At 44.5% G+C, this 21,073-nt stretch carries 24 protein-coding genes; 2 read left to right on the top strand and 22 right to left on the bottom strand.

Annotated features, from left to right (window positions below):
* Positions 1-26: 26 nt before the first annotated feature.
* The 5 genes from MLD56_RS10630 to MLD56_RS10610 all read right to left on the bottom strand — a co-directional run bounded on the left by MLD56_RS10630 (position 27) and on the right by MLD56_RS10610 (position 2,232).
* Positions 27-305 (bottom strand): hypothetical protein, encoded by a 279-nt coding sequence (locus MLD56_RS10630; protein ID WP_029519043.1) that lies wholly within the window; start codon positions 303-305, stop codon positions 27-29.
* Between the two features lie 130 nt (positions 306-435).
* Entirely contained in the window at positions 436-762 is a 327-nt protein-coding gene (locus MLD56_RS10625; RefSeq protein WP_029519041.1) for a (2Fe-2S) ferredoxin domain-containing protein, read from the bottom strand.
* A 35-nt stretch (positions 763-797) separates the two neighbouring features.
* The gene (locus tag MLD56_RS10620) at positions 798-1,298 is read right to left on the bottom strand and encodes a metallophosphoesterase family protein (protein ID WP_029519040.1); all 501 of its coding nucleotides are present in this window, start codon (positions 1,296-1,298) and stop codon (positions 798-800) included.
* Positions 1,299-1,322: 24 nt separating this feature from the next.
* Complete coding sequence (locus MLD56_RS10615) at positions 1,323-1,757, bottom strand: Rrf2 family transcriptional regulator (RefSeq protein WP_029519039.1); 435 nt, start codon at positions 1,755-1,757, stop codon at positions 1,323-1,325.
* A 97-nt stretch (positions 1,758-1,854) separates the two neighbouring features.
* Positions 1,855-2,232, bottom strand: a complete 378-nt coding sequence (locus MLD56_RS10610) for a DivIVA domain-containing protein (protein ID WP_023988297.1) — start codon at positions 2,230-2,232, stop codon at positions 1,855-1,857.
* 144 nt (positions 2,233-2,376) lie between these two features.
* Here MLD56_RS10610 and MLD56_RS10605 point away from each other — a divergent pair, with 144 nt between their 5' ends.
* Positions 2,377-2,946 carry a TraR/DksA C4-type zinc finger protein gene (locus MLD56_RS10605; RefSeq protein WP_029519038.1) on the top strand — a complete coding sequence of 190 codons (570 nt, stop codon included), beginning with the start codon at positions 2,377-2,379 and terminating at the stop codon, positions 2,944-2,946.
* A 114-nt stretch (positions 2,947-3,060) separates the two neighbouring features.
* Here the strand turns inward: MLD56_RS10605 and MLD56_RS10600 are convergent, their stop codons facing one another.
* From MLD56_RS10600 to hrpB, 5 genes are all read right to left on the bottom strand, one after another.
* On the bottom strand, positions 3,061-4,065 hold the full coding sequence (locus MLD56_RS10600; RefSeq protein WP_029519037.1) for a Gfo/Idh/MocA family protein: 1,005 nt from the start codon (positions 4,063-4,065) through the stop codon (positions 3,061-3,063).
* A gap of 19 nt (positions 4,066-4,084) precedes the next feature.
* Entirely contained in the window at positions 4,085-4,447 is a 363-nt protein-coding gene (locus MLD56_RS10595; RefSeq protein WP_013310011.1) for a replication termination protein, read from the bottom strand.
* Positions 4,448-4,762: 315 nt separating this feature from the next.
* Positions 4,763-5,935: an acyltransferase gene (locus tag MLD56_RS10590; protein WP_029519036.1), complete on the bottom strand. Its 1,173-nt coding sequence runs from the start codon at positions 5,933-5,935 to the stop codon at positions 4,763-4,765.
* Positions 5,936-6,205: 270 nt separating this feature from the next.
* Positions 6,206-6,793 carry a general stress protein gene (locus MLD56_RS10585; protein ID WP_029519034.1) on the bottom strand — a complete coding sequence of 196 codons (588 nt, stop codon included), beginning with the start codon at positions 6,791-6,793 and terminating at the stop codon, positions 6,206-6,208.
* A gap of 118 nt (positions 6,794-6,911) precedes the next feature.
* Positions 6,912-9,440: an ATP-dependent helicase HrpB gene (hrpB, locus tag MLD56_RS10580; RefSeq protein WP_039273477.1), complete on the bottom strand. Its 2,529-nt coding sequence runs from the start codon at positions 9,438-9,440 to the stop codon at positions 6,912-6,914.
* Positions 9,441-9,754: 314 nt separating this feature from the next.
* On the opposite strand from hrpB, the gene gluQRS reads away from it, so the two are divergent.
* Positions 9,755-10,750 carry a tRNA glutamyl-Q(34) synthetase GluQRS gene (gene gluQRS, locus MLD56_RS10575; RefSeq protein ID WP_029517083.1) on the top strand — a complete coding sequence of 332 codons (996 nt, stop codon included), beginning with the start codon at positions 9,755-9,757 and terminating at the stop codon, positions 10,748-10,750.
* Positions 10,751-10,814: 64 nt separating this feature from the next.
* On the opposite strand, the gene MLD56_RS10570 is transcribed toward gluQRS, so the two are convergent.
* The 12 genes from MLD56_RS10570 to MLD56_RS10515 form a co-directional block, all read right to left on the bottom strand.
* Complete coding sequence (locus MLD56_RS10570) at positions 10,815-11,189, bottom strand: DnaJ family domain-containing protein (protein WP_029517082.1); 375 nt, start codon at positions 11,187-11,189, stop codon at positions 10,815-10,817.
* Positions 11,190-11,312: 123 nt separating this feature from the next.
* On the bottom strand, positions 11,313-11,507 hold the full coding sequence (locus tag MLD56_RS10565; protein ID WP_029517081.1) for a Rha family transcriptional regulator: 195 nt from the start codon (positions 11,505-11,507) through the stop codon (positions 11,313-11,315).
* A gap of 109 nt (positions 11,508-11,616) precedes the next feature.
* Positions 11,617-11,784, bottom strand: coding sequence for an aspartyl-phosphate phosphatase Spo0E family protein (locus tag MLD56_RS10560; RefSeq protein WP_071558834.1), 168 nt, complete (start codon positions 11,782-11,784; stop codon positions 11,617-11,619).
* Positions 11,785-12,077: 293 nt separating this feature from the next.
* A complete protein-coding gene (locus MLD56_RS10555; protein WP_029517080.1) occupies positions 12,078-13,490 on the bottom strand; it encodes a helix-turn-helix domain-containing protein in 1,413 nt (470 codons plus the stop codon).
* A gap of 332 nt (positions 13,491-13,822) precedes the next feature.
* On the bottom strand, positions 13,823-14,005 hold the full coding sequence (locus MLD56_RS10550) for a hypothetical protein (protein ID WP_039273483.1): 183 nt from the start codon (positions 14,003-14,005) through the stop codon (positions 13,823-13,825).
* 338 nt (positions 14,006-14,343) lie between these two features.
* Positions 14,344-15,228: a PD40 domain-containing protein gene (locus tag MLD56_RS10545; RefSeq protein WP_029517079.1), complete on the bottom strand. Its 885-nt coding sequence runs from the start codon at positions 15,226-15,228 to the stop codon at positions 14,344-14,346.
* A 46-nt stretch (positions 15,229-15,274) separates the two neighbouring features.
* The gene (locus MLD56_RS10540) at positions 15,275-16,180 is read right to left on the bottom strand and encodes a copper amine oxidase N-terminal domain-containing protein (protein WP_029517078.1); all 906 of its coding nucleotides are present in this window, start codon (positions 16,178-16,180) and stop codon (positions 15,275-15,277) included.
* Between the two features lie 86 nt (positions 16,181-16,266).
* Complete coding sequence (locus tag MLD56_RS10535) at positions 16,267-17,151, bottom strand: copper amine oxidase N-terminal domain-containing protein (protein WP_241081085.1); 885 nt, start codon at positions 17,149-17,151, stop codon at positions 16,267-16,269.
* Between the two features lie 442 nt (positions 17,152-17,593).
* On the bottom strand, positions 17,594-18,475 hold the full coding sequence (locus tag MLD56_RS10530) for a copper amine oxidase N-terminal domain-containing protein (RefSeq protein WP_029517076.1): 882 nt from the start codon (positions 18,473-18,475) through the stop codon (positions 17,594-17,596).
* Positions 18,476-18,597: 122 nt separating this feature from the next.
* Positions 18,598-19,488: a copper amine oxidase N-terminal domain-containing protein gene (locus MLD56_RS10525; protein WP_241081086.1), complete on the bottom strand. Its 891-nt coding sequence runs from the start codon at positions 19,486-19,488 to the stop codon at positions 18,598-18,600.
* A gap of 471 nt (positions 19,489-19,959) precedes the next feature.
* Positions 19,960-20,244: a hypothetical protein gene (locus MLD56_RS10520; RefSeq protein ID WP_029517074.1), complete on the bottom strand. Its 285-nt coding sequence runs from the start codon at positions 20,242-20,244 to the stop codon at positions 19,960-19,962.
* Positions 20,245-20,573: 329 nt separating this feature from the next.
* Positions 20,574-20,879 carry a hypothetical protein gene (locus MLD56_RS10515; protein ID WP_152526706.1) on the bottom strand — a complete coding sequence of 102 codons (306 nt, stop codon included), beginning with the start codon at positions 20,877-20,879 and terminating at the stop codon, positions 20,574-20,576.
* Positions 20,880-21,073 lie beyond the last annotated feature (194 nt).

Here is a 21,073-nt window from a genome sequence, read left to right as displayed (position 1 = left end):
TTTAAATATTACCAGTTAGTTGATGATTATATGCCACCATTGTATTTTTTCTCACTGGAAGAGGTATGCTTGGTTGCATCCTTGTCTTTCTCCTCCTGTCTTTCCATCTTCAAATCCTCTACAGGAATGGCATCTACCGTCTGCTCGATCTCAAAACGGTCAAACAAGCTTTCCTGCTCTGTTGGATACTGCTCTGCATGATCTCGATTGATCGACTGTTCCTGGTGTTTAGATTCCGTCGTTCCTTCCCCCGTCTGTCCTTTCTGCTCATTCTGATCGTGCAGGTTATCTTCAAATGGGGCCATTTTACTTCCCTCCCTATCGGATTGGTGTCCACAGTATACTTTTACCTTTCACATCGGGGATTAAACGCAAAAAAGAGAAAATCTCCGCAAAGATTTTCTCTACTCGTGTACTTATAGATGGTTGATTGGATTATTCCGAGCTGGATTGACCTGTACACTCATAAAAAAGATGAGGTTCCAGCTTCTCTCCCGTTACGAGCTTCCGCACTAGTTGAGTCCCCGAGTCGGGGGTCATTTGACCATACCAGTCCCCTTGAGGATAGACGATCACAACCGCAGCATCATGACAACGCCCATTACAGCGAGTTCTGGTCGTGTGAATATATGCCTCTGCATTTTGTTTACGAATTTCATCCCGAATTGCCTGTGTAACTTCTTCACCCTCATGTCGCATACATGTGCCTCCATTGCAAATCAATACATGATGCTTCATTGGTTCTAATTCAAAAATAGCCATAGCTTCCCCTTTAATCAACAGTTGTTGGTTTTAAATCAATGTTTATCTGGATAAAGAACAAGCTGTGCTTCCATCTGACCAGCTTCAATCGTCAGCACGATAAATGAATATTCGTCTTGACCGCGTTTGTCCGTCGGAGACCCCGGATTAAGGACAAGCTGACCGTCAATCGTTTTGAGCACCGGAATATGAGAATGTCCATAAATCAGGCAATCCAGCGTTTCTCCCTTAAACGTATTCAATGCGATATTTTCTGTCGTGCCTCGCCAGCCGTGACCGTGAACCATGCCGATTCGCTTGCCTTGGGCTTCAACGATTCGCTGATAGCCTAGACGCTCCACGATGTCCACTCCATCATTGTTTCCGGCAATGCCTTGCACAGGCGCAAATTCAGCTAGACGTTCATATACGAACCAATCCGTCCAGTCTCCGGCATGGAGAATGAGGTCACTGCCTTTTAACTCCTGTACCAGTCGACTAGGCAGTGTTTTGCCTCTGTGCGGCATATGAGTGTCTGAAAGTACGATGATTTTCATATTAATTGCTCCTTACCAGCGTCTTTACACAGATGAACTTTGTTGCCCCACGCGCTGCTGAAGTGCCTGCTCCAAATCTCGCAGCGTAACGGTCTCGAAAAACGTCTGTATTTTCTGCTCTGCCACGGTATATAAACCATCCAACAATGCGTCTATGTTCCTGCCTACCTCACAATTAAGATTGCTATCGGTGTGGATGGCGAACAACGGACCTTCATCCTTAGTCGCTTCATAGATCATTTTCAGATTGATGTTTGAACTGGACATGCTTAGACGAAAGCCGCGTGCTCCAGGCGATGAATCAACCAAACCCGCTTGCTTGAGGCGGCTCATAATCCTTCTCACAACTACCGGGTTTGTATTGATGCTGGAAGCTATAAGTGACGATGTCATTCGCTCCGGTGCCCCTTCAGCCAGAAGAAGCAGACAATGGATACTAACGGAAAAATGGGTACTCATGTTAACCACCTTTATGTGTGTGCCTCATTAAATGTTTGATAAAATACTTGTTTCCATCATACCACAATAGAGGCACCAACACAGTGCTAACTGCACCTTACTCCGGAAAATAGTCATTTTCAGGACGTACTCGCACCTTTAATTGGCGCACACTATATTCCAACTGTTTTACGATATCCTCCAGTTGACGACGGTCAAGTCCATTAAGGTCGGCCGCTGGCTTGGGTGCATTTTTCAAATCACGTATGGTTGCCTGCTGCTCCTGCCACTTGTCCATCAGGTCGGCTATATTCGCATAAAAGCGTTCATAATCCTTGATCACTTCATCCAGAAAGGCATCTACCTCGTCCGGATCATAGCCGCGCATTTTATTCTTAAACTGTTTCTCATGAATGGAGAGCGCGTCCAGCTGAATGCCCAGTTGTTTAAACAACTGCTTTTGCTTATCCAGACGACGCTTCATATGTTCATCCATCGGTTATTCCCTCCTTAACACACTATTCTTTTTATATCACATTCTAGGCTGGGAATAAAAGTCTCTGCTGATTGCCCGGCCCTATGAACGGGTATAAAAGAGCATACGTGTCACTTATACAGACCACGAAGGGGAGAGATGATCATGAATCATTTGAACGATTCGCAGCTTGCAGAGCTGAAACATATGTTGTTGGAGCAGAAAAAGGATTTAGAAAAGCATTTTGAACAAAACGGTCAGGCAAACGCTCAATTGGGAGAAACACTGACAGATTCCACAGGTGAGCTCTCGTCCTATGACAATCACCCCGCTGATATAGGGACAGAAACCTTTGAACGGTCCCGTGATATGGCGATTAATGATTCGCTGCAAGACGAGCTGGAGCAAGTCAATGCAGCCCTTCAGCGGATAAAGGATGGGACATACGGAATTTGTGTGGAGAGCGGGGAAGAAATTCCTTTTGAACGGTTACAAGCCATTCCATATACAGCCTATACCGTCGAGCACACGCCAACTCGAGAATTATCGAATGACCGTCCGGTAGAGGAACAGGTCATGACTCCGCCGCCCAAGGGTGCAGGTGAGGTTCGCCAACGGAATGCAGGACGATTTGATGATGCGGGCGCATGGGACGCCGTGGAAAAATACGGTACATCGAACTCACCTGCAACTGCCGCCAAGCGTGATGTCACAGATTATGATGAAAATATGTGATGCTCGAATGCCCAAAGACTTATTGAAAATACCTATGTATTTGTCATCTAAAAAAGCAGCTTGTCCTTTTGACAAGGCTGCTTTTTTAGATCTTCTAGGAATACGGTACACCGCTTATCCAATTTCTATCCGTTTCCGACTGCGAGCTGACTCAATACAAGCATCGATCACCTTCATATTGCTCACCGCATCTTCTGGCTCATACGGCAACGGGACACCGTCAAGCACTGCTTTAGCAAAAGCATCCGCTTGCAGTTCAAAAGAATTAAAACCTTTCAGACGTTCCTCACGCGTAACCGAACCGACGTGGACGAAAATTTGCGGTACCACAGACGTTCTTTCCCAGCCGAACATTTTGGGCATCGCAATCGTACCCTTGCTACCGAGAATTTCCATGTTGGAACGATTGGCTGCCCACATGCCACAATCGAAAGTAAGATTGATTCCACCCGGAAATTCCAGCAAGCCGGAAGCCATCATATCGACGTTGTCATGCTCCGGGGAAAATAAGGCATGTACCGTCACTGCCTCCGGCTCCCGATCCAAATACATACGAGCGGCTGATATCGGATAGACACCCACATCATATAGCGAGCCGCCGCCCATGTTTTTATTAAAGCGCACATTATCTGCCTGATCGGTATTGTTAAACGTAAACGTGCAATGGATGCCGCGAATGTCACCAATTTCCCCACTATTGATAATTTCCTTAATTCTTCGATGTTTGGGATGATAACGATACATAAAAGCCTCTGCAAAGATCACTCCTGCACGTTGACATGCTTCAATCATGCGGCTTGTACCGGCCGAGCTAAGAGAAGATGGTTTTTCACACAAAACGTGCTTCCCAGCCTCCGCCGCCCGAATGGTCCACTCTTCATGCAGATGGTTTGGCAACGGAATGTACACCGCTCCGATTTCGGGATCAGCCAACAGTTCATCATAGCTTCCATAACTTTTTGGAATATCGAACTCCCGGGCGGCCTCAGCGGCTTTATCCGCATTACGACTAGCAATCCCAAGCACTTCTCCGCGTTCGGATTGCTGAATCGCAGGAATTACAGCGATTTGGGCGATCTCCGCAGTGCCTAAAATTCCCCATTTCAGCTTTCTACCCATCATTCTCATCCTTTCGTGGTTAGGAATAGTTGTCTTGTTCCGCTTTGTGCAGCATACCTAAGCAACGGTCCAAATCAGCTTTGACCTGCTTCTTGTACAGTCGGGCTTTCTCCTCCCCATCATCTGTAAAGTGATAGAGTACAATCTCCTGAAAATCCACGCGCGGGTCTGTTCCTTTCAATCGCTTGGTACGGTAAAAAACGCCTTCCTGTACCAGCTCATGCAGCGCCCGGTAAACTTCGCTCTGAGGCGGAACATATCCAAACCCACTAAACTCATCCTTCATCGATTCGAGCATCTGATATCCATAACCGCGATGCCTCTCCACCATTGTGATCAGATAAATTTTGATAAAAGCCCGCTGGGATATCATAAACGCCATTTCACAGCCTCCTCCACACCTTATTCATACACCTTACCTTCCATTATAAACCACTCTGCGTCCATAGACTATTTCCTTTGATGATATGAGAGCTTATGAGAACTCTCCATCCCTTGTGACCTGTTTTAAGATGGCGAGAGATATAGAATGAGGCGATATAGAGTAGTGTGCGAAGTGCTGAGAAATGAGTTTATGGTTTACTATTATGAACTTTTCATATGTTGAAATAATATAATATCAGTTAAAAAAGTATCCCTTGGCCTTATTTCTTGGCTTTGGGATACTCTTGTGAACATATGTGATTGGATTATCAAATCAAGCTTGCTTTTGTACGGCTGGCGGACTCCCAGTCGGGCGAGGACGAACCCGAAGCCCCACGATCCATTTGCCCAGAGGCAAACGTGCCAGCAGCCATGTTCCGGCAACGGAAAAGATCATACAGAGAACGAATGAAGCCAGCATACGAAGAACGTGGCTCCAGTCTGCAAACAACGTCTCGTCAAAATAATAGGTCACACGCAGCATAAAGGCATGCATGAGATACGCTCCATAGGACAACGTTCCGATGGCCGTCAGCATACTCGCCGCACGTCCCCCCTTATGAGCAATCCACGTCGCTACCCGATAAGCTACAAAAATAGACGCGACGCAATATACAGCCATGACCGGACGCAGCAGAGACAAATAGTTAAAGGAAAGAACTGTACCTTGCGGTGTCTGGAACTGACCGATCATCTCATACAGCAAGTAGCCAGTAATTACGATAAACAACGGCCAGTATATCATTTGTGCTTTGGTTACCCATGCATTCCAACGCTTGACGTTCATCCCGGCTGCCGCTCCCAGCACAAAATAAAAGAAAAAGTAGATCACATTCCGGTCAGCATACAGGGTAAACCAAGAGGTAATGACCGGAAGCTGGAGCTTATCCATCGCTTGGTATACGGGTCCAACGGCGAACATGAGCAAAATATATAGCACGCCGAATACAGCCAATGCAGCGGGTCGCCATGTTGATGGCAGTAGCGCAGACAAACGACGGACAGCATAACGAAACACAGGAAATAACACATAACATTGAATAATCATTACGATGTACCACAGATGATAGCTACTTTTCCCGTTCAACAGCTTCTGGAAAAAATCCAGCGGGTGAATATATCCTCCACTTTGAGCAAGCTGATTTCCCAATTCGTATAAAAGAGACCATATGATATAAGGAACGATGATGTCCAGGAATCTTTTACGTAAAAACGTTCCGTACTTTAAGGCTCCATCATAATTGTAAAATAGCACCATTCCAGTGATAAATACAAACACAGGAACTGCAAATTTGGAACACAGCAGTAAAAGTGTCATCAATACCCCGTCCTGGACGCGCGCCCCCTGCGCAACCGCATAGTGTGCGACGGAATGCTGAAGAACAACGGCCGCAAAAGCCAGCCCTCTCAGCAAAGCGACTTCGGAAATTCTCTCTTTTTGACTCATGCCACTCTCCTGTTACATCTAGCAATTTATAAATCCAGGATTTTTTCAAAATCCTCAATCTATTATAACGACAATTCTGTAAAAATATATAGAAGGTTAAACGTGCCAACGGCAAGCTTAGCATCATTTATCTCAGATTTATTCTATGATCCACAAATATGTAAAAACAGCAGTCCTCCCTCTCGGGGGGACTGCTGCTGTAGAAACAACCCATATACAAAGGAGATAGGAAAGCCTGTTAAATCACGTTCTCAACTAGCCGTTAGGTTTTTACAGGTTCCTTCTCGTATCTGTGTATGCATCTGTACGCGGCGTGTCTGCCAACGTATCATCATACGTTCTGTAACGATCCGCATTCAGCGAACGGTTGGTGCGGAAAATATCATAAACATCCCTGTTATGGTCAGCGGAGTCCACCAGCACTAAAATCTTGCCCTGATCGACGTAAGTCTCGTATTGACGTGCATCATCTTCCGGAATACCCAGCCCGACCAGTCCACCGACCAAGCCACCTGCTCCCGCTCCGACAGCTGCTCCGGTAAGGGTAGCCGCGATAGGTCCAGCAGCGAGGATTGGTCCGATACCTGGAATAGCCAAGGCCCCGATGCCCGCCAGCAACCCAGCAACGCCGCCTACAACGCCGCCGGTAGCCGCACCGGTCGCTACACCCTCCGGTGCTTTGGTGCCTGTCTCTTCACTAATCGTCCTCAACTCGTCACGGTCACGGGTGATCACAGAAATTTCACTGCTTGGGATTCCTTTGCTCTGCAATTGTCCTATCGCACGAGATGCTTCCTGCTCTGTATCAAAAACACCAACAATCTTCTTTTCATTATAATCGTTTAAGTTATTAGCCATGATAGTTGCCTCCCAATATTTTAGTGTTGAGTGGTTCGTTTTTCATTACCCCGCTATTATGACGTTTAAACGATTTTACAAAAATTCAAAAAGTCGATTAGCATAAAACAGCTTCTATTTAACGCTTTGGCTTTGCTCTGTTGGTCGCCACAGCTTCCAGTGGATCATCCGGCCAATAATGCTTGGGATATCTGCCTTTCAGGTCCTTTTTGACTTCAAAATAAGCCTCGCTCCAGAAGCTGGACAAGTCGGATGTCACTTGGACAGGTCGCTGGGCAGGTGACAGTAAATGCAATACAATGGGCACACGTCCGCGTCCAATACGAGGCGTATCCCTCATACCGAACAATTCTTGTAGTCGTACGGCCAGCGCTGGTGCCTCAGGATTCGAATAATCGACAGGAATGCGGGAACCGCTGGGTACACGGATATGCGTCGGCGCTTCCTGATCAAGCTGCTGCCGCTGTTCCCAGTCCAGCCTGCCAAGCAGCAATGCAGCACTGTCCAGCCGTTGCAGATCGGATACGTTTTTGGCTCCTAGAGCAAAAGGCAACAGCCACGATTCCAGTGAATCCAGCAATGCCAATTCCGTGCAGTCCGGCCAGTCTTCAGGCGCTGAGAAGTGCATAAAAATCAAACGAGCCTGCAACTGGAGGGTTTGCCGATTCCATGACAACAGCTTCAGACCGCGTTCACGGACACCCTGCATCAAGGCGGCAGCAACTTCCTCTGCCGGAGGTCGCTCATAGGACGTTTCCTTTAAGACGAGTGAGCCCAGTCGCAGTACCTTGCGGGCTCTCACTGCTGAGGCGGAGCTATCCCAGTATACGCTGGCTTGTTCCAGCAACAAATCGCTGCAATGCTGGGTCAGCTCTTGCAGTTCAACCGGTGCCGCCAACTGAATGGCACCATCTGCTCCCTCGTCGTCCACTTCGGCGGCGACGAGATAGGATGAACGCGACATCCACTCCACTTGTCGGAGTCGCGCGCCCCGGCCGCCGCTAAGCAAAAAGCGGCCGTCCCCTCGGCCCTGCGCGATCCGATCCGGATACGCAAAGGCCAATAGCAGCCCGCAAGCCGCGGAGCCGTCAGGCTCGTCCTGCGCTGCGACTACTGTCGGCAGCGAGGCTAGCAACTGCCGGCTCTCTTGCACGATACGGCGAATCACCGTATCGTCTGCCGTCCGCAGCAGGCTGTGCGTGCTGCGGGCATGGGTCGCCTCGCGCAGGGCATCCAGCCGCGGGCGCAAATCCGTTCCGCCATGGGCGCGGAACGGGTCCCGCTCTTGCAGCAGCGCAGCCAGACGGCTGGCAATCAGGGCCAGGCCAAGGGCTGCTGCACGCAACAGCATGTGCCCGAGGCGTGGGTGCGTGCTCAGGGCGGACACCTCGCGCCCATGCGCGGTGATGACGCCTGTAGTGCCATCGGCTGCTTCATCCAGACAGCCGAGCTGGTGCAGCAGACCTGTGGCCTGGCCGTACGCGGCCTCAGGCGGGGCATCCAGCCAGGCCAGCTCGGCGGGCTCGCGCACGCCCCAGGCCGCCAGCTCCAGCGCGAGCGGGGCCAGATCCGCCGCCGCGATCTCCGGGCGGCTGGCTTCGGGGAGCGCTGCATGCTCCTGCGCGCTCCACATCCGGTAGCATACGCCCGGCTGGAGACGCCCCGCCCGTCCGCGCCGCTGGTCGGCGGAGGCCTTGGACACCTTAACGGTGGTCAAACGGCTCATACCGGTCCGCGCGGAAAATACCGACTCCCGCGACAGTCCGCTATCGATCACCACCGTGATCCCCGCTATGGTCAAGCTAGACTCGGCAATCGAGGTGGCCAATACCACTTTTCGACTGCCCGAAGCCGACGGGCGTATTGCCTCATCCTGCTGCTCCAGCTTCATGCTCCCATACAGCGGAATGACCTTGACATGTGCTGGTAAATGCTTTGAAGCCAATTCTCGTTCCGTTCTGTGAATTTCTCTAGCCCCTGGTAAAAACACCAGCAGATCACCTTCATGAGTATGAAGTGCCTTTTCTACCGTCTCAGCCGTAAAGGACTCTAATGAAGTTGACGAAGGTTTGGACATATGAAAGGTTTCTACCGGAAATACAGTGCCTGGACATTCCAGCAATGGCGCATCCCCTAATAGTCTGCATACAGGCTCTGCCTCCAGGGTGGCAGACATGATCAATATCTTCAAATCCGGTCGCAGCAACGCCTGGCTTTGTAGAGCAAGTGCCAATCCCAAGTCTGCATGCAGGCTGCGTTCATGAAACTCATCAAAAATAATCAGCCCGACTCCCTCCAACGCCTGATCATGTTGCAACATCCGGGTGAGTACGCCTTCCGTAACCACCTCAATCCGCGTGTTTGGCCCTACTTTTGTATCCATGCGAACCCGGTAGCCCACCGTCTTTCCGGTGGGCTCTCCCAGCGTTTTTGCCATTTGTGCTGCTGCTGCACGTGCTGCCAAACGCCTCGGCTCCAGCATAATTATCTTTTGCCCTACCAGCCACGGCTCATGCAGTAGCTCCAGCGGTGTTACCGTCGTTTTCCCCGCTCCCGGCTGTGCAATCAGTACCGCCGCCGAATGAGATTGCAGTGTATGTTTAAGCTCGGGGATCACTTGCATAATAGGCAGTTGTTTATCTGTCAATGAAATCTCTCCAATGATACGCTTGATGCGTAGAATCTAAGTTTTAGTTCTTTTATTATTGTGAATTTTTCATTACCTGTAATTATTGAATAGAAAAGGTTAAGCTGCCCTCTGGAACTTCTCCTCGGTCTGTCATACATAATTCTTCTAAATCTATTATACAGATATTTAAATTTCCCGTCTGATCATCGCGGCTATGTATGCTTCGTCTTTAGCTTCTATACCTATCGGGATGCACTCACGGCAAGATCGTTTTATAATATATTTGATATGGATTGCTGAAGGACGGAACACAGAATCGAGGTCACTTTCGTATGGAATTACAGGCCCAACCCATCAGAGGGCGATTTGCCCCAACACCATCGGGATGGATACACTTAGGAAATGCTCGTACCGCCTTATTATCCTGGCTGCACGTTCGTTCCCTGGGCGGAACCTATATTTTGCGCATGGAAGATATTGATATGACGCGAGCTCGCAGCCAGTTGGCGCAAGGGAGTATGGAAGATTTGCGCTGGATTGGTCTGGACTGGGACGAAGGACCCGACGTAGGCGGTCCCTACGGCCCCTACACTCAAAGCCAGCGGCTGGAACGCTACCAGTCTGCATTGGAGAAACTACAGAGGCAAGATTTACTGTATCCTTGTTTTTGCAGTCGAGCTGACATTCTGGCTGCCGCTCATGCTCCGCATGGACTGTCTGGTGAAGGGCCTGCGTATTCGGGGGCATGTCGTAGCCTTAGCTCTCAAGATGCCGTAGCCAAAGCACAATATAAACTCCCTTCACTTCGCTTTAAAGTACCGCAATATCCAGATGCCGTTATTTCGTTTCATGATCAGGTAGCAGGTCATGTGGCCTTCGGTGCGGCAGAGGGGGGCGATTTTATCGTCAAACGAGCGGACGGCATGTTTTCCTATCAGCTGGCTGTCGTTGTCGATGATGCGGATATGCATATGACCGACGTACTCCGCGGGTATGATCTTCTCGATTCAACGCCCCGTCAGCTATTGCTGTACCAAGCTTTGGGGTTGCAGCCGCCACGTTTCGCACACGTTCCCCTTGTCCTAGGCCCTGATGGACGAAGGCTGGCCAAACGACATGGTGGTGTAGCACTCCGAGCTATGCGCCGACAAGGGGTCACACCGGAAGCAGTCATTGGCTGGCTCGCCTATTTTTCCGGGCTGCTGGATTCACCGGTGCCTGTGAAGGCAGTAGATTTAATCGATGACTTTCATTTAGACAAACTGCCCAAAGAATCCGTCATCCTGACGAAGCAATGCCTCACGAGATTATCTGCACTGCAACAGTAATGAGGTAAAGCGTAGAAATTAAAGTGTACGGGCAAGGGCCTTCCGCCCTTCGCTCCTCTCGCTTCTATTCCTCCAGTCGCTTACGCATAGCGGACTCATATTCATAAAATACAGACGACGTATCCAGCCCTCTTTCCTCCAGCAGCATACGGAGACGAAGTGATTTTTCAGTCAGCCTGCGACTGATCCGCTCTTGCTCTCCCGCCTCATGACAAGCGTGAAGCAAATCACGTAACTGGACACATTCCTTTTGCAGCTGAAGCTCTTTCGGTAAAATGCCTGCATTCTTCAACAGCTTGTACGACATCCGCAGCTCCTCTGGAACATGTGACAAATCCTCGATGACCAGTGGCTTGCCCGCTCCCGGTAGATGATCAAACTCACCTTTGGCCATTGCCTCGGCAATCTTCTGCTCTGCCATTCTGGAGAACATTTCCATCGATCCTTTCCACTCTTGTATTAAGCTTCCTATGTACACTCTATATTAAAGAAACCTGGAGTCCTTTGCCACTGTAGCTTACATATCATTAGGATGTCCTGTATCCATAAAGGAGAAAGAGGGTTATTCTTCGATCCCAAGCAATTGAGATACTTGTACTCTATATTTTTTGGCCTTACGTGTTCCATGAATGAGATTAGACAAGCGGCTAGCAGGAATATGGTAGGTATCACAAAATGTTCTCTGATCCATTTGCCTCTCGACTAGCTTTTCTTTGATTTTCCACCCAAAAGGGGTTACAGGATTTCTTTTGTTCAACAACGTTATCACCTCTTCATAGTATAAGATTTAGGATTTAGGATTTTGATTGGGGTTTGGAGATTGGATTTCACGCTCTTCCTTTAGCAATATGGCATGAACTCATTTGTTAGGATTTCATTTTGTATATTTGGTATTGATTCAATAGTTCATCCAGTTTCATGGATTGTTCAATCACTTTGGGATGCGTTAAAAATCCGTATTTCTTCTGGACTTGGTACAGTCTTTTTCTGGCCCGTTCGACACGAAGTAAAGTCACACCTGGATTCATCAGCATGATTCCCCCTTCTGTGTCATATCTTAATGCAAAACGTAAATTTTTGGATTTTTTTAAAATACGCTTACCAAAAAAAAGCGCTTCTGGAATTCCAGAGGCACTTTTTTTTGGTATATGTTTATTTTCAGTTGGTTTCAAGTTGTTCAAAGTTAAACTTTGGAACCCTTATAATCGTCAGTTGTAAAGTTAGCAGAGCATTGTTTGTGTTTCTCCTCTGTTACATACCTCCAATTTGATCATTAAGTTGAATGTGACTATGCGATTGAACTGGCACAGTAGCAATAAACAAAAAACTAGTCGCGATGATCAGCAGTACCATCTTTTTCAACATTCTCTAACCACACCTTTTCAATAAGATTTAAAAAATCTGCTTTGGTTTCAAGAACCGCATAATCCCGAAAATGTAAAAACAGCCCCATACAATTTATAAAATAAGTCTCATTATTTAGTGTATGATAACTTACCATTGCATACATCAAATATTTAAAACCATCACTATATATACCTTGATGTAAATAATAATAAGCCAATTCATATCCAAAACGTGCACATTGCTCTGGTATTACTTGATTAGTATACATATCATCAAACAACGTTTCCGGCTGAGTGAGAGAACTAACTTCAGTTTCAAAACGCCGAAGTATTTTATCTACATCAATCTGATATCGGTTAGCAGCCATCAAAACATTTAGCAGTTTGGTGACCATTTCTTTATTTGTTTTATTTGTTGATGCAATGTATTCAACATAATCCGCAAGCACACCTGTATCTCCAGATAAGAGTTTATTAACGTAAGTATTACCTTCGGACCAATGTTTGTACAAATTGACCCAGTGCTGAGTATCCTCGTCTGTCTCTATGACCCAATCTAAATTAGCGTAGGCGTATGTATATTGCAGAGCTTGTTTATAATCGCCTTGAGCTTCACAGACACATGCACACAACAGGTCAGCATAAGCGATGTAACCGAATAATGGACTCCTTGTTTTCTTGCCATAATCCTTTCGCTTTTCCTGCTTATGCTTCATAGTGTATTGAATTTTCGCTTTATCCCTCATTTTACAAGCTGTTGCATCAAGCTTGTCCCATTTACGTAAAGACCTATACACATTCGCCAAATCCTTTAATGCATCAAGCTGAACTATTTCATCCAGACGCTCGACATAAGGTTCAAATAGTATGGCTGCCTTGAGATTTCGGCTTTGATCAGCTCCAACTTGAATCGTGAATATACGATATTGGCAGGTGGCCAAGCGTTCAGAATGCTGATATTTCTCCACTTCTGCGACATTCTCATAGAGAGGCAGCGCAGCAGCATGTCGTCCCTGTTCAAATAATGCTTCTGCAACATCAAATAGCCTGGACGCATACAGCGGATTATCCATGATATGCCCTATCATTCGACGGATTGCATCCAGCTTGTCCAGTTCTGCACAACGATACAATAATGGCTCGATTCGCCTAAAATTCGGGGAAAGATCAATGATGTAATTTTCTATGTATAGGTCATAAAAATAGCCTTCTGGCAAATCCATAGCCACAGTAATTCGGTCCAGCTGCTGTACGGAAACAGGACGATGCTGAGTAATCCAATTACTAAGCGTTCTTTGATGTACCCCTGAATATTCGGCAAATTGACTCAACGTCATATCATTTTGTTTTAGATAATACTCAAACTCCGCTGAAATCGTAGGTGTATGCTTCAAGTCATAACCACCCTTCACATAAAAATTCCATTATTTTAAAAATCACCCTCTATTCTTCTCCATAATTAACCATCTGTCAATATATTATGCAACTAATGTTCATAACGAAAATTCAGCATAACTTACACATATTGAGACATATTGGACGAACGACATCCTGAAATGATTGGATGGTTCCAAGTAAAAGGTTTCACAATGTTGACATGACTATAGCATTTCCCTATGTGCATTCTCACCAGTAAATGATATAGAGATCCCATGCAGAAACTCTGTTGGACCTTTTAATTACATGAAAAATCCCCTGATGTTGATGCAATCAAGGGATACATAGGTCATTTCTCTCGCTTTGATAATGCAAAGTTGATTATTTCTCCAGTCACAATTCCTGTCAAAATTGCATAGATTCCCATAGCGCTCATCTTATATCCCAAAGCGTAAAATAACCCTATACCTATTGCGTAGCCCAATAAAATCGCTGCATAGCGTTTTAGTAACTTACTCATGGAAATTCTCATAAGCAACTCCCACCTAAATTTATACTTCAACCATTGTAAAAGTCTGGTATCAATTATCAACACAAACTGAACAACATAAGATTTTGTTCGGTTTGTACAAGAGCGACGCCGTCTTCCTTGAATCGCTTTAAAACGATCATTTCTTGGTTGAAGAGGTCGCATATAAGCATAACGTAGCAACATTCTCTTTCAGCCCTTTGTTGGCCACAAGCAATCATTAAATATTCAAAAGTAAATCTATAATGTTGATAGAGTGCATTAAAGTCGAAAAAAGTGGAGTTTAAAATTATGACTATATAGATGATACGGTTTCAAAATACTCTCTCTGTATATGTCAATCAAAATTTCGGTGTTAATTGAGATATCTTCTGCTCATCATTCTTAGTTAAAGAACCCTTCTTTAAAATTGATTTTTTTGTTTCTGAGTAAGTATAGAGTACTGCTTGTGGAGAATCGTCACCTTTACTCACAAAGTCAAAACTTTTCCCATCTTTATGCCAAACTATAGATGAAATCAATGTAAAGTCCTTATCGGACACATGCATATAGCTCTTACGCTCAACATTGTATAGTCCGATATAACTTGAACCTAGATCACCGATTCCAAACGCAATCTTTTTTCCATCAGGCGACCAGTTATAGGCATCAATCTTTTCGCTCCCGGCTCCGTCACTATTCATCTCAAACATGTTTACAATAGTTTGAGTCCCATCGGATAAATTAATTAAAATAAGTCTACTCCCCTCGTGATCGCTTACATGAAGAGCTACCTGGTTGCTTTTAGATAAGGAAAGTGAGTTAACTCTCAAAGGTCGTGGGTTGAGCTTAACGAGTTGCTCTCCACGCTTACCTTTTATTTTCATAGAATTCACAACTTCATTGGCTTCGGCGGCTTCTTCCCCTTTAGCGTTAGTTAATTTTGCTGTAAAAGTAACGTCTTTATTTTTCCATACAATCTGTTTCCCCGAAACTACAACCTTAGATTTGTCTTGGTTATTATCATACTGAGAATAATCTAAGGTATTCACCTTTTTAACAGTTGCTCTAGATGTTTCTACAGTTGCTTTTTCGTCTACTTTTTTTACACCTTCCTTTGTGCTGTTTACCCCGGTATTATTCACTTCGGTCTGAGGTAGTTGATGATTTGAGCTTGCCTTACCACTACACCCTGAAATCACTAACATCACTATCGCACCTACAGACATAATCTGCACGAATTTCATAGTTTCCTCCTTACAATACAATGTGTCGTTATCCCTGCGTTCCCTTTTATAGTTGTTCTTCTTCTGGAATAGAGAAAAACATTTGCTTCGCCTGATCTTCAGTCGCTTCCCCCAGACGAGTTTTTTTGCCAGCTTTATCAATAGTCCCGAACGTGGTGCCACCCGGAACGCTATAATTATAATAAACTACGCCCTTTTGGATCGTTGGCATTTTGCCGCTTTGTTCAACAATTTTGTTGGTGAGGAACGGCAGGCTTGCATTTTTAGCTTCCTGTTGCAGGTTCAGCCTTGCAGACCAGAGCAGTTCTACATGTGTGTCAATGATACGATAGTAATTCACACTGTCCATGTGTTGTTCAAAAAATTCACTGGATTGGTTTTTTTGGAAGTAGCGAATATAAGCCATACTATCCCCTTCTTTACCTGACAGTACATTAACTTTGGCAATACGTGGAAGACTGTATGCACCATGACGAGCTACAGAAATATCGCTAGATTGGATTTCTTTCAGCATCTCTTCTGTCGGCTTAGCTACGTAAACTGTACGATCTGGGGCATCCCAGTACACTTGAGAACCGGACGCATCTGCAATGAAACGCAGCGGTACCATAACACGACCATTTTTCATTGCAGAAGAGGTAGACAGCGTTACTTTTTTATCACCTACCATTGTCTCTTTTTTACCAGCCACCAGTGTTGATTTTGTTCCGTTATTATCTACAGTTACCGTTTTAGAAGTATTGTTCCAGTTGATCGTTACACCAGGAATCGATCTTATCATATTCAATGCTACTAATGTGGAACCATTCTGAACATAGGGGTCTACATCCCCTTGCATGGGTACGTTATTCACTTGCACAATAATGGACTTGGAGGCTGCTCCAGAAACACCGCTAGCAAGCATACTAAAAGATATTGTTGATGCAAAAGCCGCTTTGAAAAATGTATTCATAATTATATTCACCTCAATAGTGTCTTCTTGTCAGCATTTCAAACTAAATTGAGCTTAGTAGTATTAATACATCGATTCAGTATTAGCTAGTGTTTTCTCGTCTCATTAGGAATAGGTTGGATAATATCTGTATAGGATTTCGCCTTTGCAGTGAGATCTTTTTGTTGACCTTTATCATCTTTGTATACAGCTTTGATATTTCCATGCTCATCATTAAACATCAAGATATCAGTCACCCATTGAACGTAATTATAGCTAGGTCTCTTTCCAGCACTTGATGCAATATCTTCCAGACCCCTGGATACAGTAAACTGCCAGACTGCCTTGGCCACTCCATCTTTAACTTCAACTACCGTATTACCAACATTGTTTCCATACATGTATCTGGAAGAATCCCCTCTTGGGAAAATGTAATTGTATTCTTTATTAGCCCCAGGTTTTTCTAAAGAAGAAAGCGATTTGAAAGAAAATTGAACCGGCAACGATATAGCAGCCTGACGAGCGGTTTGTAAATCTTCTGCCTGTAAGTTCTCTTGGTCTACCTTATAATTACCGTCTTGAATAAATAGAATAGACCGAAGCTTCTCATAGCTTGCCTTATAGCCAAAATTCTCCGACACAAAACGAATAGGAACTAATATCCTTCCCTGAGTTACTTGGACAGGAACATCTACCTGAACCGTTTTGTTATTTTTAAATGCTTCTTTTTTGTTGGCCGTCAACTTAATTTGATCTGTGCCTTTTGTGATGAAAGCAGATTGACTTTTACTATCCCAGTGATAGGTTACCCCCAGTGAAGCAAGCGTGCGTATAGGGACCAAAACACGCCCGTCCTTAATAATAGGTGAAACATCGGTTGCTATAAACTTCCCATTCACATTCACCGCGTTAACGGATATCGGATTGGCAGCATCAGCAATCGCCCAGGATTGAAACATAAGTACGAAGAAAAACACAATAACCTTTTTCAAGATAAATTACCTCCTTTTTCAATAAGCACCCTTACATAAGACGTATGAAATAATTCGAAAGTTTCTAATCTATACCAAAAAATTCATATGTTTTGAGATGATGAGCGAAATGTAGCGTTCATGGTGTTTTTTGCCCTCCCTAATCCCTTTTCAAGGTCCTTCGCTCCGTGGGTTGCGTTAAGCGAGCGCCAGGAAAGTAGAGCGCCTTGGCCGGACGCTTTCTCCCGGCGTAGGCGCTCTAGTTATCGGCGTGAGTAGCGGCCCAGCGGTGCGTACTGGCTCTTAGGTGGCCGCTCTTGCCCCCTTAGAGCCAGTAGCATGAGCCTGTTTCCCCTTCTTCAGCCCTATCAACTTCCTGAAGCTTACGGATAGGAAACTAAATAGGAAAATATAATAAAAGACGTCCCTTATCGCTTGGGACGTCCAAAATGAAGTGAATAATCTATTTCATTTGATCTTTCCTTACTTCGCCGGAAATAGGTACAATAATATCTGCTAATCCTGTAGTATTTTTAGGCAAAGCTTGCGTTACTGGCTTCTCGGTCCCCACTTTACCATATGTGACACTATGATCCACACGTTCTTGTAAAAAATAATATTGTGTTTTGTCTTCCGATGGACGCTTTCCTTTTTCTTTCATTTTCTTCCTCGAATCTTCTTCTACACCTTCCCAAACTATATGTTTAACATCATCCTTAATTTCATAGTAAGTATATAAATTCCCAACAACATAATAATATCTCAATGCTTCTCCTTCAGGAAAGATATACTGATAATAAACACCCTCCTCGGTATTATGAAGCGCATTTTCATCCTTAGAAGGAAGATTTACAGCGATTTTACGTGCCGCCACCAAATCCGTACCTTGATACAGCTTCTTATATGTTTCTACTTGGTCAGCACTCCGGATAATGACAGTATTTTTGTCCACTTTCCACTCCACCTCTGCTTTAAAGGCTTCGCTGATGAAGCGCAAAGGCACAACAACGCGATTCTTGTTTAATTGAGCAGGCACGTCCAAAGTAAGTGTTTTTTCTCGATAAGAAGCTTCTTTTTGGCCGATCGTAAGCACAAGTTTCTCTTTTACCCCAGGAGCATTGACAGTCACCGTCTTCTTGTCCGCGTTCCAGACTAGATTAAGCTTTAGCGGCTTTAAGGAAGCTAAAGAAACCATAGTCCTTCCTGCAACGGAAACAGGTGGAGCATCTGAATTAGCGACCTCACTATTGATCACCAATTGAATGGATGGTGCAGCAGAAAGCGGAATAGCAAATGTTAAAAGCATACCTAAAGTAAGCATAGATGAAAGAAAGATTTTTTTCATACCCAACTAACCTCCAATAATTTGTAATTCACTAAAAACCCATTGCTGCTTAGAATTTGAATTCATAAGCAAAATAAAGAACATCCCTTGCTAAGGATGTCCTTAATAAACTGATTCAGTAACTATTGTTTTCTCGTCTCATTAGGAATAGGTTGGATAACATCTTTATAGGATTCAGCTTTTACAGTGAAATCTTTCTGTTGACCTTTATCATCTTTGTATATAATCTTGAAATTTCCATCTCTATCATTACCCATTGTAATGTCTGTTACCCATCCGACGTAATTATAACTTGGTCTTTGGCCAGCACTGGATACAATATCATCCATACCATTTCCTGAGGTAAATTGCCAAACTGCCTTGGCTATTCCACTTTTTATTTCAACTACCGTGTGTCCAACATTGTTTGAATACATGTATCTGGACGAATCCCCTCTCGGGAAGGCGTAACCATAGTCTTTATTAGCACTGGGTTTTTCTAATGAAGAAAGCGATTTGAAGGAGGATTGAACTGGTAACGATATAGCAGACTGACGGGCTGCTTGTAAATCTTCTGCCTGTAAGCTCTCTTGGTCTACCTTATAATTACCGTCTTGAATAAATAAAATAGACCGAATCTTCTCATAGTTTGACTTGTAACCAAAGTTCTCCGACACAAAACGAATAGGTACCAATATCCTTCCTTGAGTCATTTGGATAGGAACGTCTACCTGAACTGCTTGGTTATTTTTAAATGCTTCTTTTTTGTTGGCCGTCAGCTTAATTTGATCTGTGCCTTTTGTGATGAAAGCAGATTGACTTTTACTATCCCAGTGATAGGTTACCCCCAGTGAAGCAAGCGTGCGTATAGGTACCAAAACACGCCCGTCCTTAATAACAGGTGAAACATCGGTTGCTATAAACTTCCCATTCACATTCACCGCGTTAACGGATATCGGATTGGCAGCATCAGCAATCGCCCAGGATTGAAACATAAGTACGAAGAAAAACACAAACACAATAACCTTTTTCAAGATGAATTACCTCCTTTTTCAATAAGCACCCTTACATAAGACGTATGTAATAATTCGAAAGTTTCTAATCTATACCACAAAATTCATATGTTTTGAGATGATGAGCGAAATGTAGCGTTCATGGCGTTTTTTGCCCTCCTTGATCACTCTTTCAAGGCCCTTCGCTCCGTGGGTTGCGTTAAGCGAGCGCCAGGAACGTAGAGCGCCTTGGCCGGGCGCTTTCTCCCAGCGTAGGCGCTCTAGTTATCGGCGTGAGTAGCGGCCCAGCGGTGCGTACTGGCTCTTAGGTGGCCGCTCTTGCCGCCTTAGAGCCAGTAGCATGAGCCTGTTTCCCCCACTCTTGTCCTGCTCGCTCCCTTACTTGCCGATCAGCGAGTCTATTTTTTACAGATATCCCGGCTGGTTAAAACCAGCATTTAGGGTTTCAACAGGCTCATAAAAAAAGACTCTTCCGGTTTCACAGAAACGTCCTTAATAATCTTCAACCCACAAAGATACATATATAAATAATACGTAAGCTAAAAGGAAGAACCCAATCACACTAAAAAGGATAATCCAGATAAAACGTTTTTTTAATGGAGACAGGATTTCCCCGCATCGTCTTAGGATTCTCTGACGGGTAGGCAACAACTCATATTCTAATTTCTTTATAACATGTTCTGCTTCTTCCTCATCTCTAACTAAAAGTTCACTCCATAATTGCTCATAGCGTTCTTGAATTTCTTCTTTTTTAGAACTATCTTCTAGAAAAGCCATTTAGCACCTCCATAATAATTCATTTATGTAGAAAAAATTCAGAAAATGTACAGCGACATTTTCCGAAGTCTTCTATTTTCCAACCTTACACATTGCCCACGTAACATAAAGAAAAACACAGGTTCCTTTTTGTTGGACCCGTGTTTTATCGTTTATTCAATTAGTTGTGGTCGATGGATAAGGCCCCGCTTATGGTATTAGCACTGTTATATGTGATACCAAAGAAATAATTTTTATTTTTATTTAAATTGTAAATGCGTACAAAAATGCGCTCACCTGTTTTAAAAGTGGAACTGGACACAGCGTTATTACTGCCTAATTCATATACATTAATGGTATAGATTCCCTAATGTGGGTAATCCTCCATTCACAGTTCCTCTAATTTTAATTTCTCCTGAGCTGTTTGTAGGGAAATAGTAGTTAGTATAAATAGTGTCTCTTACACCTGAAAATTCAGCAATATAAGTACCTTGGCTGTTAATGTTCCAGAACAAGGTTGGGTACGTAATGCTGAATAACCCTAAGCTACTTGAAGTGCTTATTTTCTTAAGATCAAGAGCAGACGTCTTATCTGTTGCTGGATCTAATATTTCGACTTTAGCATCACTCGTTGTTTCTATAACTGGTTTATTCATATTATCTACAATACCAATTTTATCTTCCGCTTTTTCGTTACTTCCAGTTCCTACTGGCAGAACTTCGACAGAAGGAGTCGCCTGATCTTTAGTTATTTGCTAGCGGCAGGAACCGAAGCGGCGGATACAGAAGCACCTAAAGCAGCAACCATTGTAAGTGTAGCAAGCATAGTAAACCATGTTTTCTACATTTG

It is taken from the genome of Paenibacillus peoriae, assembly GCF_022531965.1.
Taxonomy (GTDB): domain Bacteria; phylum Bacillota; class Bacilli; order Paenibacillales; family Paenibacillaceae; genus Paenibacillus; species Paenibacillus polymyxa_D.
This window is presented reverse-complemented; position numbering and strand designations above follow the sequence as displayed.